Genomic DNA, 12,546 nt, shown 5'->3' on the forward strand with positions numbered 1-12,546 from the left:
CGCCGGAACGCGAACGAGGCCGCACGGACGTCCGTGCGGCCTCGTTCGTCGTCGTGTCAGACAGTCTTCGTGTCAGACAGTCGCCGCGTCAGACGATGGCGGCAATGCGGTCGCCGACCTCCACGGTGGAGGCGGCGCCGGTGCGCGAGGCCAGGTCCTTGGCGACCGCGGACTCGATGCGGGCGGCGGCCTCGGTGTTGCCCTGGTGGTTGAGCAGCAGCGCGACCGACAGGATGGCGGCGGTCGGGTCGGCCTTGGACTGGCCCGCGATGTCGGGGGCGCTGCCGTGGACCGGCTCGAACATGCTCGGGTTGGTGCCCGAGGCGTCGATGTTGCCGGAGGCGGCCAGGCCGATCCCGCCGGAGACGGCGGCGGCGAGGTCGGTGATGATGTCGCCGAACAGGTTGTCGGTGACGATCACGTCGAAGCGGCCCGGGTCGTTGACCATGTGGATCGTGGCGGCGTCGATGTGCTGGTAGGCCGTGGTGACCTCAGGGAACTCGGTGGCGACCGCGTCCACGGTGCGCTGCCACAGCGAGCCGGCGAAGGTCAGCACGTTGTTCTTGTGCACCAGGGTCAGGTGCTTGCGGCGGGCCTGCGCGGTGGCGAAGGCGTAGCGCACGACGCGCTCGATGCCGAAGCGGGTGTTGTTGGACACCTCGGTGGCGACCTCGTGCGGGGTGCCGACGCGGATCGCGCCGCCGGTGCCGGTGTAGGGGCCCTCGGTGCCCTCGCGCACGACGACGAAGTCGATGTCCGGGTTGCCCGCCAGCGGGCTGGTGACGCCCGGGTACAGCTTGGACGGGCGCAGGTTCACGTGGTGGTCCAGCGCGAACCGGGTGGTCAGCAGCAGACCGCGCTCGAGCACGCCCGACGGCACCGACGGATCGCCGATCGCGCCGAGCAGGATGGCGTCGTGCTCCTTGAGCTCGGGCAGCACCGAGTCGGGCAGGATCTCCCCGGTGCGGTGGTAGCGGGCGGCACCCAGGTCGTAGTGGGTCTTCTCCGAGCCCGGCGCGACCACGTCGAGCACCTTGAGCGCCTCGGCGATGACCTCGGGACCGATGCCGTCACCGGGGATGACTGCGAGCTTCATAGGTTTGCGAACTCCATTCGGATTCAGTTGAGGACGGCCGCGCCGGAGAACATCCGGCCCGTTCCGGTGACGGCTGCGAGCGAAGACGTCCAGCCCGTCGTAGGCCACGGCCGCGCCGGCGGTTCCCGTGGCATCCGCACAGTGACATTACGCACCCCCCGCACGGGCCGGGAGCCCGGTGTCCCACTGCCCGGACCGGCGCGCCGCGCGACCGCGGGACGATGTCTCCCCCGCCGCCGCGACGGCATCGTGGCGTGCGCGGCGTCCCACCCAACATTTCGCAACGCACGGCCGCAGAGGGCCCGCTCCCGCTACGTCGCCGAGACCGCCCGACCCGGTCCGAGCCGCAAGCGGCCCGCCCCGCACCGAGCACCGTGACCCGCCACCCCGAGGCCGACCTCGAGAAGGCCCGCCCCGCACCAGGCACCGAGACCGCGCCCCCAGAGGCCGAACTCGAAGCCCGCCCGCACCGGGAACCGAGACCCGGGGCCGACCTCGAGGAGGGCCGCACGCGCAGCGTGCGTCGCGGCCGCTTCGACGACAAGCGGGGCGAGACCATGCGCCGAAGGCGCGAGTTTCGCCCCGCTTGTCGTCGGGGCCCGAAGGGCCGCGACTCGAGCGCGCCAGCGCTCCGACAACTCAGCTCAGGTCGACCAGCACGACCTTGGCGGCGCCGACGGCCTCGGCGATCGCGGTCTGCACCTCGGCCGGGACCTCGGTGTTGACGCGCAGGATGACGGTGGCGCCTTCGGCGTCGACGTCCTGGCTCAGCTGCGCGGCGAGGATGTCGACCTCGGCCTCGCCGAGCTTGGTGCCGATCTTGCCCAGGGCGCCCGGCTTGTCCTCGTAGTTGAGGACGGCCAGGTTGAGGCCCTCGGCGCGCATGTCGTAGTTGCGGCCGTTGATGTTGACGATCTTCTCGACCTGCTGCGGTTCGGTCAGGGTGCCCGCCACGTTCAGGGTGCTGCCGTCGCCGAACACGGCGCGCAGGTCGACGACGCTGCGGTGGTTCGGGCTCTCGGTGGCGGTGGTGACCTCGGCGGTGATGCCGCGCTCCTTGGCCAGCGCCGGGGCGTTGACGAAGGTGACCTGGTCCTCGACCAGGGCGGAGAAGACGCCGCGCAGGGCCGACAGCTCGAGCACCGCGACGTCCTGGGCGGCCAGCTCGCCGCGGACCTGGACCTCGAGGCTGACGGGCAGCTCGCTGGCGATGGCGCCGAGCAGGGCGCCCTGCTTGCGGACCACGTCCAGCCAGGGGGCGACCTCGTCGTTGACGGCGCCGCCGGTGACGTTGACCGCGCCGGGCACGAACTCGCCGGCCAGGGCGAGCAGCACCGACTTGGCGACGTCGGTGCCCGCGCGGTCCTGGGCCTCGGAGGTGGAGGCGCCCAGGTGCGGGGTGACGACGACCTGCGGCAGGTCGAACAGCGGGCTGTCGGTGCAGGGCTCGGTCTCGAACACGTCGAGGCCCGCGGCGCGCACGTGGCCGGACTTGATCGAGTCGGCCAGGGCCTGCTCGTCGATGAGGCCGCCGCGCGCGGCGTTGACGATGACGACGCCCGGCTTGGTGAGCGCCAGCTTCTCGGCCGAGAGCAGGCCCTTGGTCTCGGGGGTCTTGGGCAGGTGCACCGAGATGAAGTCGGCGCGCTGCAGGACCTCGTCGAGGGTGAGCAACTCGATGCCCAGCTGGGCGGCCTTGGCCGGCGACACGTAGGGGTCGTAGGCGACGATCTTGGTCTCGAACGCGGCGAGGCGGGCGGCGAACAGCTGGCCGATGCGGCCGAGGCCGATGACGCCGACGGTCTTGTCGAAGATCTCGACGCCGTTGAACTTGCTGCGCTGCCAGGTCTTCTCGCGCAGGGTGGCGTCGGCGGCCGGGATCTGGCGGGCGGCGGCGAGCAGCAGGGTGACCGCGTGCTCGGCGGCGGTGTGGATGTTGGAGGTCGGCGCGTTGACGACCATGACGCCGCGCTCGGTCGCGGCGGGCACGTCGACGTTGTCGAGGCCGACGCCGGCGCGGGCGACGATCTTCAGGTTCTTGCCCGCGTCGAGCACCTCGGCATCGACGGTGGTCGCCGACCGGACCAGGATGGCGTCGGCCTCCGGCACCGCGGCGAGCAGGGCCGGACGGTCGGGACCGTCCACCCAGCGGACCTCGACGCCGTCACCGAGCGCGTCGACGGTCGACTGGGCGAGCTTGTCGGCGATCAGAACAACGGGGCGCCCTGCTTGGCTCACTGTGGGGTACTCCTGGAAGAGAGGGGATCGGCGGTTTTCGCCGCCAAGGATAGTCGGCGCAGGTGCGGGCGGTGGAACCGGCCGCCGGACAGCGTCGAAGAGGAGACCCCGCGCCACCGGGGGAGTGACGCGGGGTCCGCAGGTTGTGTCGGTGATGTCAGCAGCCGGTCGCCATGCCGACGGGGCTGCCGTTCATCGGCTCTTCGCAATCAGCGCCCAATCGGTGTCCTCTCCACATTCGGGCCCGGTCCGCCGCCGGATCGGGACGACTCGCAAACACGACGCAAACGAGGTTATGCCCCTCGCCGTGCGCGCGGAAGACACTCGACGATTCCGATATCCACGGACCGCCCATTTCGGCCCATCGAGACCGGAAAGATGCCTTCGACGTGGCGATGTTCCGGTCTCGTTACCGCCGCCGACGCCCGCGAGACCGAGACGATACCGGTCGCCGCCACGGTCATTTCCCCGGCGAAAGACCCCGGCCCCGACCGCCGCCGCGCGATGTCCGGTAGCCGCCTTTCCTGTCCGCTATTTCCGCGCGACCGATCGGTTCCCGACGATCCCGGGTGCGCCCGGGAAAGCGGCCTCCCTGTCGTCACCGCACGCTTCCGCGCACGATTCCCGCTTCGACGGATGCGGCCCCGGCGCCGCGGTGGCGCCCGCGCACGTGCCGACCCTGATGGAGGGCTGCGCGCTGTCCGTGGATCCCGGCGGCGGTGGCCGAACTCACGGCGCTGAAGCCCCGAACCCGCGAGAGGAGCTCCGGGACCGTGCCCGCGCAGTTCTTCCGAACCCGCGACCCCGACCTCCCCCGGACGCAGCGAGGCCCCGCACCGATCCGGTGCGGGGCCTCACAAGTCTCTGGTGAGAACTAGATGACGCGGACGTCCTGGGCCTGCGGGCCCTTCTGGCCCTGGCCGATCTCGAACTCCACGCGCTGACCCTCATCGAGGGAGCGGAAACCCGAGCCGCTCACAGCCGAGTAATGCACGAAGACGTCGGGACCGCCGCCGTCCTGCGCGATGAAGCCGAAGCCCTTCTCGCTGTTGAACCACTTCACAATGCCTTGAGCCATTTCATACCTTCTGTTGACGAGCCGGGGTCGCCTAGGTGATCAACCCCGTTCTCGTTGCTTAACGATGCCATGGTGCGATCAGTTCCTCCACACCGGGCCCCGCCGACTGTGAGGTATCTGACCCGGACATCCAGCGGTGACATCAGCCGCGATCGCCCGCGACCACCCGTACAACGCCGGGACGGTTCGCCGGAGTTCCCGCGCGGTCCGGTCTTTTCACACAGCGCGGGTGCCGGTGACCTTGTTTCCGGGCACAAACCCGGCGCGGCCTGCGCGGATGCCGGAAGTGTGCCGGACGGTTTGCCACCGGGATGCTGCCGTTCGGGAACAATACCGGCCGCCGTCCCGGTACACCCCCCGGGCGCGGGGTGTCAGCCAGGCTAGACAATTTGCAGCATTCTGTTACGACAAATTCCTCACCAGCGTAGTTTCCGGTTTCCAGGGCCTCCGGCCCGGTACCGGCTATCTCCCGAGGAGTAGAGCGTGTTGCAGATCGACCACTTCACCTACGGCTGGACGACCCCGTTGCCGGCGTATCTGATGTCGGTGCTCGGTTCGATGCTGGCGCTACGTTTCATGGTTCGCTCGCGCGCCGCGCAGGGACACGGCGGCTGGCTGACCGCCGCGGCCGTCGCGCTCGGCGGCACCGGCATCTGGGTGATGCATTTCATCGCGATGCTCGGCTTCTCCATCCACGGCTCCACCATCCGCTACAACATCCCCATCACCCTGTGCAGCGCCGCCATCGCCATCGCCGTGGTCTGGCTGGGGCTGTCGATCGTGGTCAAACGCGACCACGACACCGCCGCCCTGCCCGTCGGCGGGGCCATCACCGGCCTCGGGGTGGCGGGCATGCACTACGCGGGCATGTACGCGATGAAGACCGACGTCGCCGTGACCTACGACCCCCTGCTGGTCGCCCTGTCGCTGCTGATCGCCGTCGTCGCCGCCACCGCCGCCCTGTGGTTCGCCCTGCACATCCACGGCCTGCTCGCCACCATCGGCGCCGCGCTGATCATGGGCGTGGCCGTCACCGGCATGCACTACACGGCGATGTTCGCCATGGCCGCGCACCCCGACTCCGCCGCCCACGCGGCAGGCGCCAGCGCGGGCCAGCTGCTGACCCCGCTGATCATCGGCATCAGCATGGTCACGCTCGTCCTGCTGATGCAGGTCGGCATCACCGAAGCCGAGGACCCCAGCCTCGCCCGCCCCGTCACCGGTCAGCGAGCCAGCCGCTACTGGCACAGCACCCGCAACGCCGCCCGCTGACCCGTACCCAGAAGTAGTACCGGCGAATCGCGAAACGTGTCACACCGGATCGCTAATCTTCTTGCGGCAGAAGCGGTCACGGCCGCGCACGAGCATCACGAGAACGGTCGGCACCTGGTGAAACTGGTCAAGGGCGGCAATGCCCAGATCTCCGCGTCCACTGTCACGGCGGTCCTGCGGTGGGGCGCGGGCCGGGAGGTCGACCCGCAGGCGCTGCTCCTCGGCCCGTCGGGCCGGATCCGCTCGGACGACGACTTCGTCTTCTTCAACGCCCCCGAGCACCCCTCCGGCACCGTGCGGCTGGTCGACTCCGGCGCGGGCAGTGCCACCGTGCACCTCGCGCTGGCCACGGTCGAGCCCGGCGTCGACCGGATCGTCCTCACCGGGTCGGTCGAGGCGGGCACGTTCCAGGAGATCCCCGACCTCGTCCTCACGGTCCGCGAGGACACCGGCGCCCCGATCACCGTCGAGCTGTCGCAGCCGGAGCCCGTCTCCGCCATCGTCTTCGGCGAGTTCTACCGCCGCGCGGGCGGCTGGAAGTTCCGCAATGTCGGGCAGGGATGGAACAGCGGCCTGCGCGGCCTCGCCGAAGAGTTCGGTGTGACGGTCGACGACGAGCGGCCCACGGCCGCCGAGCCGCCGGCCTCGCCCGCGCCCGCGTCGCCCGCGCGCGAACCCGGCTGGTATCCCGACGAATCGGCGGCCGGGACGCTGCGGTGGTGGAGCGGCGCCGCGTGGTCGGCCGACACCCGGCCGTCGGTCGCCCCGGGCCGGGGGCTGTGCACCCGGTGCGGCAGGCCGGTCCGGGCCCAGGCGTTCGGCCGGGTCAGCCCGTGCCGGTGGTGCGAGAACGACGTGTCGGCGTTCCTGCGGACCTGGCACGACCGGGCCTGGCAGGTCCTGATCACCACCGGGCCGACCGGCCCCGCCTGGGACGAGCTGTGGGTGAGCCTGCGCTTCCAGCAGATCGCCGACAGCACCGCGCGCGAGGCGCTGCGCCCCCTGGCCATGGCCTACGTCGAGCGCCTCGTCGCCTTCGCCTTCGCCGACGGCGAGATCGACGAACCGGAGATCGAGACCTTCGAGGCCACCGTGCGCGTCCTGGAGCGCGCCGCCGACCTCGCGCCTGCTGCCGCCCACCTGGGGCAGTTGCGCGAACGCATGCGCCGCGGCCGGAGCCTGACCCGGGTCCGGTCGGGCGATCTGCCCCGGATCCAGAGTTCGAGCCTGCACCTGGAGGCCGACGAGATCCTCTACCTGGAAGCCGATGCCCGGCAGGTCAAATACCTCGCGAGCGGCCCGCGCGTCACGCCGGGCCGGCTCATCGGGTCGAGCAAGAAGCTCCGGTTCGTCGGCAACGGCGCGGGCATGGAGCTCCCCTGGGCCAAGGTCGTCTCGGTGACCAGCGAGTACGGCAATGTCGTCGTCGCGGCGACGACCGCGCGGGGCGGCGGCACGTTCGCGGTGAGCGACGCGGAGTACGCCGCCGCCGTCCTCGAAGGCGCCCTGCGGGTGGCCAAGCGGCTGGTCCTCGCGCCGGGACAGCGCGACACCCGCTCGATTCCGCAGCACATCAAGACGGAGGTGTGGCAGCGCGACGGCGGCAAGTGCTGCCAGTGCGGCGACCGGAACTACCTCGAGTTCGACCACATCATCCCGTTCAGCCAGGGCGGCGCGACCAGCGCGGCGAACCTGCAGATCCTGTGCAGGCGTTGCAATCTCGCCAAGGGCGCCCGGATCTGACCGCCGCGTCGCCCGGGTTCACGCCCGGGCGAGTACACCCGGCCGTCGGTTCCGCGGGCTACCGCCGCGCCAGCCGCACGCCCACCGCCTCGGGACCCGATTTCGCTTCCCGCACATCGAATTCCACCCACTGACCCTCTTCGAGCGTCCGGAACCCTTCGCCCACGAGCTCGGTGTAGACGACGAACACGTCCGGCCCGCCGCCGTCCACGGCGATGAACCCGAATCCCTTCCGCACGTCGAACCATCGCACCCAGCCACGCGCCATCCGCAAACCTCTCCTGACCGCCAACCGACGCCGGTAATGGTCCCATGTCCCGGGCCGGGCGCACGCCCGTCCCGGGTAATCGGGACCCGGCTCACCGGTGCGGCTCGGTGACCTCCTTCGGCAGCGGTCCGCTCATCGCCACCGAGGACCCGGTCCAGGTATAGGTGATCGTCGCGGGACCGCCCTGCGGCGCCGCGAACGGTTCGTCCCCGGCCAGCCACTTGTACTGGGCCGTCACCGAATTCCCGTTCGATCCCGACACCGAGGTGAACGCGTAGGGCTCCCATGTCGCGGTCCCCAGGTAGGCGCCCGCGTGGAAGAACAGCAGGTGGATGGGCGCGGCCGCGGAGTTGCCGCCGACCGCCCGCACCCACAGCAGCTGCCCGCACTCGCCGGGCGCGTCGGTCGACGCCCCGGAGGCGACCCATCCGCCGCCCAGCCCCGCGAGGGCCCGACGCACCCCGGCCGAGGCCGGGTCGATGCACCGCCCCGGCCCGCCGATGTCGTCGGCCGCCCGGCCCGGTGTGGTCTCCGGGGCGGGCGCGACCGTCGGCGCCGTCGCCTCCCCGCCCGGGCGCCCGGTGGCCGGCGCGCCGGTCGGCCGCCCACCCGGCGCCTCCTCGACCTCGGGGGACGGCGCCCCGGTCGCCGTCGCCTCCGGTCGCGCCGAGGACGTGACCGGCGCGGCGGACGTCCCCGCGGCCCCGGTCGTCCCCTGCTCGCCGGTGCACGCGACCAGCGAGGCGGCGACCGCCGCGACCAGCACAGACACCCGAATTCCGTTCTTCATGGTTCCCCTCGATCCGCTCGGAGCTCCGTCGTCGACGGCTCTGCCTGCTGCATCGGGAGCCCACGGAACCCCGTTAGGCCGATCGAGCGGATCCCAGCCCTTGGTGGCGAAACCCGCACCCTCCCGGACGGGACCCGGGCGTCACTGCTCCCCCGCCGCCGCCTGCTGCTCGGCGGCCGTCAACCAGTCCTCGACGTTGTCGAGCGTCCCCCGGCACACCACCCGCGCCGGCGAGTACAACTCCCACCCGTAGGGCGGCGCCGGCGCCCGCCGCACCGCCAGCCCGCGATTCCCCGCCCGCGCCTCGACCCGGCGCAGCCGCGCCGCGATCGGGACCGAACCTCCTGGTTCGGTACAAGCACCATCCACCATCCCGAGCTCTCACGACCTCTCGACGAGTCCGAAACCTGGGTTGCACACCCGGCGTTCGGGCCATTGCCTCCTGGCGCCGGGGTGCTGATCAGCATCATGCGCCGTCCAGTCGAATTCGTCTATCTCAGACGGATACGTCTGAAATACTCGGCGTATGAACCCGACAGCCGACGTGATCCGGCGTCGCCGGAAACACCTCGACCTCTCCCAGACCGCGCTCGGCCGACTCGTCGGCACCGACCAGAAGACGATCAGCCGATACGAGTCCGGCGAGACCCTCCCCGACCTAGTCATCGGTACCAAACTAGCCGAAGCCCTGGGTGTTTCGGTGAGCGAACTGGCCGGCCAGGCGACACGCGCCCTCGACCTGTCCGGCGACTGGTGGGCCGCCTGGCAGACCTGGGGCGCCGACGGTGAGCGCGTCGACGTCCACGAGCTGGGCATCGTCCAGGACGGCCAGTTCCTGCTGCTGGACGGCGCCCGCGCCCGTCCCGTCAGCGAGGGCTCCTACGAATGGCGCGGCGAGCTGCGGGTCTGGGACAACGAGTCGCTGATGGGCTGGTACGTCGCCACCGAGGCGGCCGTGCGGTCCAAGGGCGCGCTCTATTTCGCGCTGCATCCGCAGGGCCTCGCCCTGGCGGGCACCTGGGTCGGCCAGTCCGCCGCGGGCATGGTCGTCCGGGGCTGGGGCGCGATCACCCGGCACCGCCGCCTCGCCGAGCCCCTGGTGGACGCACTCCGCCGCACTGACGGACACTTGACCGCATGGCCGAGCAGCTAGTCACCGTCACCATCACCGCCGAATCCGCCGACTGGCTGGCCGATTTCACCCGTGCCCTGGTCGCGGACCGGCTGGCCGCCTGCGGCAACATCCTGCCCGCCGTGCGCTCCATCTACGCCTGGGACGGCGCCGTCCAGGACGACGCCGAAGCCCTCGTCCTGCTGCACACCCGCGCCACCCACGTCCCGACGATCATCGCCCGCGCCGACAAGGAACATCCCTACGACACCCCCCAGGTCCTCGCGGTTCCGGTCACCGACGCCCACCCGGGCTACCTGGCCTGGGTCCTGGAGCAGACGGCGCTCTGACAGCGCCGCCCGATCCGCCACCGGAGCCGCCACGGGCTGTCGGTGCCGAGCCCCACACTGATGCGGTGACCCCCACTTCCCGCCACATCACCACGTGGACCGGCCGAGAGGTCAGGGCCCTGCGCCGCGCCGCCCTGCGGCTCACCCAGCGCGAGTTCGCCGAACTCCTCGGCTTCAGCGTCGCCGCCGTCAGCAAGTGGGAACGCCGCGGCGCCACCATCACCCTGACCGCCCGGCACGCCGAGGCGATGGACACCGTCCTGTCCCGGCTCTCCCCGGCGGACCGCGCCCGCCTCGACGCCGCGCTGGCCGACCACCCCGGCACCGCTCCGGCCGAGGCCGCGGCCATCGCCGCGCGCCTCCGGGCCCTGTCCGCGCTGAGCACCGACGACGCCCTCGCCGACACCTACACGCTCACCCTCCACGCCGTCCTCGACGACCACGCCACCGCGCCACGCCGCGTCCTGGCCCACCACCTCCACCACACCCACCTCGCCCTGTCCGACCTGCTCACCCACGGCCGCCACCCCCGCCACGCCGCCCGGTTCTTCCACCTCGCCGCCCACACCGCGAGCCTGCTCGCCTTCCTGCACACCGACCTCGGCGACCACGGCGCCGCCCAGCTGTACTGCCGCGAGGCCCGCACCCTCGCCCGCCTCGTCGCCGACCGCGACCTCGAGACCTGGGTCTGGGCCATCGAGAGCCGCTGCGCCCTGCACCGCGGCGACCATCACGCGGCGGGCGACCTCGCCGAACAGGGCCTGTCCCTGGCGACCACGGCCATGCGCGCCCTCCACGCCGCCTGACGTACGCGTTCCGTACGAGCTCCGTACAACCAGCGTCCGTTCCGCCGACAGCCCCTCTGGACGAAGCTCGAAGTACCCACCCGAGCACCGACGTCGTCCCGAAAGGCCCTCCATGCGAACCCGATTCACTGCCGCCGTCCTCACGACCTGCGCCCTACCCGCCGCCCTGCTCCTCGCCGCCGCCCCCGCCCGCGCCGTCACCACCACCGACTGCGAGGACGGCGGCGGCATCGTCATCCTCGACCAGTCCACCACCGAACTCACCTGCCTCGGCGGCTTCTACCACGACCTCGAAGTCCTCTAGGAGGGACCGAATGACCACCCGAGACCACAGCGTCACCACCATCACCGGCTGGATTCCCGTCGGCACCGAACGCCAACTCCACCGCGCCGCAGCCCTGTCCGCCGAACACGGCTACAACTACCTCGCCGAGGAACACCTCCTGCTGGCCTTCCTGGAGGACCCCCGAGGCTTCCTCGCCGCCCACTGGCCGCCCGACGAACCGATCACCCTCGCCCAGCTGCGCCAGGTGGTCCTGGACAATCTGCCGCCGGTGCAGGCGCAGCATGTAGGGCCGGTCGGCGCGGTCCAGGTCAGCACGATCCGCACCGGACCCGCCACAGGCAACACCTCGAACTGACACCGCAACCCGCGAGTCCCTCGTCGACTCACCATTTGCGGCACGTCCGGTCATGAGTCGGCAAGGTCGATCACGAGCCCGGAAAACCGGTGCGCGGATGGCAAACTGGTCGTGTGTCAAATGTGGACGGGGAGCGCGAGCTTCGCTATGAGATATTCGATGCTCTGCGCCTGATGGTCGAGGAGGCAGGCGGCGCAGTCACGCGCGATGCGCTGACTTCGTTCACCATCCGGGGAGAACCCCTGCCGCTGATCGACAGAAATCGAGGAATCAGGAATCCGCGCTCTTTCGTCGCGACGCTGTCGGTCATGTCCAAACCGGGTAGCCCCTACTCCGATGCCACCGTCGGCGAATCACTGTACGGATACGCCTATCGCGAGGGCCCCATCGATCGCGGGGACAACGCAAAGCTACGCAAGACGTTCACGACGAACCTGCCGTTCATCCTGCTGCGCTGGATCGAGGTCGGGAACGCCACACGGTATGTGCCGGTGTTTCCCGTTTTCACGGTGGCCGACGACCCCGCGGAGCGACGCATCATCATCGCGCTGGACGAACGACTGCAGCGCGTCGCCGATCCGCTCCACCTGACGCCACTCGAACGCCAGTACGCCCAGGTCCTCACGACACAGCGGCTCCACCAGCCGCAGTTCCGCAGTCGAGTCCTCATCGCCTACGAAAACCGCTGTGCCATCTGCCGCCTGGGACGGCCGCAACTGCTCGAGGCGGCACACATCATCCCGGACAAGCAGGAACAGGGCACGGCCGATATCAACAACGGTCTCAGTTTGTGCCGTATCCACCACACGGCGTTCGACAGGAATCTGATCGGCATCGCGCCCGACAGCACCGTCCATGTCGGCGCCGAATTGCGTCGAGCCGACGATGAAGGCCCCATCGTGGAGTACGGCCTCAAAGGTCTGCACCGCGTGAAGCTCCAGCCGCCCTCACACAAGAAGTTCAATCCGTCGCCCGACAAGCTGAGGGCGCGGTTCGAGGATTTCCTGGCGGGCGTTCCCAGCACGCCCGAGCCGACGCCGATCGCAGACATCGCGTGGCCGGGTCGGCATCGATTCGTGTTCTCGACCGCCGATGCGGAGGCAGCGGAATCCTCCGCGCCGCTCGCGGATCGATAACTGACGCCTCCTCCACC

At 70.8% G+C, this 12,546-nt stretch carries 14 protein-coding genes; 8 read left to right on the forward strand and 6 right to left on the reverse strand.

Annotated features, from left to right (window positions below):
* Positions 1-88 precede the first annotated feature (88 nt).
* From ON36_RS19010 to ON36_RS19020, 3 genes are all read right to left on the reverse strand, one after another.
* Positions 89-1,096 (reverse strand): 3-isopropylmalate dehydrogenase, encoded by a 1,008-nt coding sequence (locus ON36_RS19010; RefSeq protein ID WP_043655262.1) that lies wholly within the window; start codon positions 1,094-1,096, stop codon positions 89-91.
* 639 nt (positions 1,097-1,735) lie between these two features.
* Complete coding sequence (gene serA / locus ON36_RS19015; protein WP_043655265.1) at positions 1,736-3,334, reverse strand: phosphoglycerate dehydrogenase; 1,599 nt, start codon at positions 3,332-3,334, stop codon at positions 1,736-1,738.
* Positions 3,335-4,208: 874 nt separating this feature from the next.
* The gene (locus tag ON36_RS19020) at positions 4,209-4,412 is read right to left on the reverse strand and encodes a cold-shock protein (protein WP_019048280.1); all 204 of its coding nucleotides are present in this window, start codon (positions 4,410-4,412) and stop codon (positions 4,209-4,211) included.
* A 483-nt stretch (positions 4,413-4,895) separates the two neighbouring features.
* Between ON36_RS19020 and ON36_RS19025 the strand changes: the two genes are divergently transcribed.
* Positions 4,896-5,684 carry an MHYT domain-containing protein gene (locus tag ON36_RS19025; protein ID WP_043655268.1) on the forward strand — a complete coding sequence of 263 codons (789 nt, stop codon included), beginning with the start codon at positions 4,896-4,898 and terminating at the stop codon, positions 5,682-5,684.
* A gap of 117 nt (positions 5,685-5,801) precedes the next feature.
* Positions 5,802-7,427, forward strand: a complete 1,626-nt coding sequence (locus ON36_RS19030) for a TerD family protein (protein WP_043655270.1) — start codon at positions 5,802-5,804, stop codon at positions 7,425-7,427.
* Between the two features lie 58 nt (positions 7,428-7,485).
* Here ON36_RS19030 and ON36_RS19035 read toward each other — a convergent pair whose 3' ends face one another.
* From ON36_RS19035 to ON36_RS34905, 3 genes are all read right to left on the reverse strand, one after another.
* On the reverse strand, positions 7,486-7,695 hold the full coding sequence (locus ON36_RS19035; RefSeq protein ID WP_043655273.1) for a cold-shock protein: 210 nt from the start codon (positions 7,693-7,695) through the stop codon (positions 7,486-7,488).
* Positions 7,696-7,786: 91 nt separating this feature from the next.
* Positions 7,787-8,467: an LppP/LprE family lipoprotein gene (locus tag ON36_RS32855; RefSeq protein ID WP_157224941.1), complete on the reverse strand. Its 681-nt coding sequence runs from the start codon at positions 8,465-8,467 to the stop codon at positions 7,787-7,789.
* 159 nt (positions 8,468-8,626) lie between these two features.
* A complete protein-coding gene (locus tag ON36_RS34905) occupies positions 8,627-8,857 on the reverse strand; it encodes a hypothetical protein (RefSeq protein WP_157224942.1) in 231 nt (76 codons plus the stop codon).
* A 154-nt stretch (positions 8,858-9,011) separates the two neighbouring features.
* On the opposite strand from ON36_RS34905, the gene ON36_RS19045 reads away from it, so the two are divergent.
* The 6 genes from ON36_RS19045 (at position 9,012) to ON36_RS19070 (ending at position 12,529) form a co-directional block, all read left to right on the forward strand.
* Positions 9,012-9,638, forward strand: a complete 627-nt coding sequence (locus ON36_RS19045; RefSeq protein ID WP_043655276.1) for a helix-turn-helix transcriptional regulator — start codon at positions 9,012-9,014, stop codon at positions 9,636-9,638.
* Entirely contained in the window at positions 9,623-9,946 is a 324-nt protein-coding gene (gene cutA / locus ON36_RS19050) for a divalent-cation tolerance protein CutA (protein ID WP_043655277.1), read from the forward strand. The genes ON36_RS19045 and cutA overlap by 16 nt, the downstream gene beginning before the upstream one ends.
* 65 nt (positions 9,947-10,011) lie before the next feature.
* Positions 10,012-10,752 (forward strand): helix-turn-helix domain-containing protein, encoded by a 741-nt coding sequence (locus ON36_RS35520; RefSeq protein WP_043655279.1) that lies wholly within the window; start codon positions 10,012-10,014, stop codon positions 10,750-10,752.
* A gap of 112 nt (positions 10,753-10,864) precedes the next feature.
* Positions 10,865-11,056: a hypothetical protein gene (locus ON36_RS19060; protein WP_043655282.1), complete on the forward strand. Its 192-nt coding sequence runs from the start codon at positions 10,865-10,867 to the stop codon at positions 11,054-11,056.
* A 10-nt stretch (positions 11,057-11,066) separates the two neighbouring features.
* On the forward strand, positions 11,067-11,393 hold the full coding sequence (locus ON36_RS19065) for a Clp protease N-terminal domain-containing protein (RefSeq protein WP_043655285.1): 327 nt from the start codon (positions 11,067-11,069) through the stop codon (positions 11,391-11,393).
* A 113-nt stretch (positions 11,394-11,506) separates the two neighbouring features.
* The gene (locus tag ON36_RS19070; protein WP_157224943.1) at positions 11,507-12,529 is read left to right on the forward strand and encodes an HNH endonuclease; all 1,023 of its coding nucleotides are present in this window, start codon (positions 11,507-11,509) and stop codon (positions 12,527-12,529) included.
* Positions 12,530-12,546 lie beyond the last annotated feature (17 nt).

Source organism: Nocardia thailandica NBRC 100428 (genome assembly GCF_000308795.1).
In the GTDB taxonomy this organism is placed as follows: Bacteria; Actinomycetota; Actinomycetes; order Mycobacteriales; family Mycobacteriaceae; genus Nocardia; species Nocardia thailandica.

Bases quoted from the DNA above. Each gene is read 5' to 3' on its own strand.
- ON36_RS19060 (WP_043655282.1), top strand. From the start codon at position 10,865: ATGCGAACCCGATTCACTGCCGCCGTCCTCACGACCTGCGCCCTACCC.
- ON36_RS19045 (WP_043655276.1), top strand. From the start codon at position 9,012: ATGAACCCGACAGCCGACGTGATCCGGCGTCGCCGGAAACACCTCGAC.
- ON36_RS19020 (WP_019048280.1), bottom strand. From the start codon at position 4,412: ATGGCTCAAGGCATTGTGAAGTGGTTCAACAGCGAGAAGGGCTTCGGC.
- ON36_RS19010 (WP_043655262.1), bottom strand. From the start codon at position 1,096: ATGAAGCTCGCAGTCATCCCCGGTGACGGCATCGGTCCCGAGGTCATC.
- cutA (WP_043655277.1), top strand. From the start codon at position 9,623: ATGGCCGAGCAGCTAGTCACCGTCACCATCACCGCCGAATCCGCCGAC.
- ON36_RS34905 (WP_157224942.1), bottom strand. From the start codon at position 8,857: ATGGTGGATGGTGCTTGTACCGAACCAGGAGGTTCGGTCCCGATCGCG.
- ON36_RS19065 (WP_043655285.1), top strand. From the start codon at position 11,067: ATGACCACCCGAGACCACAGCGTCACCACCATCACCGGCTGGATTCCC.
- ON36_RS19035 (WP_043655273.1), bottom strand. From the start codon at position 7,695: ATGGCGCGTGGCTGGGTGCGATGGTTCGACGTGCGGAAGGGATTCGGG.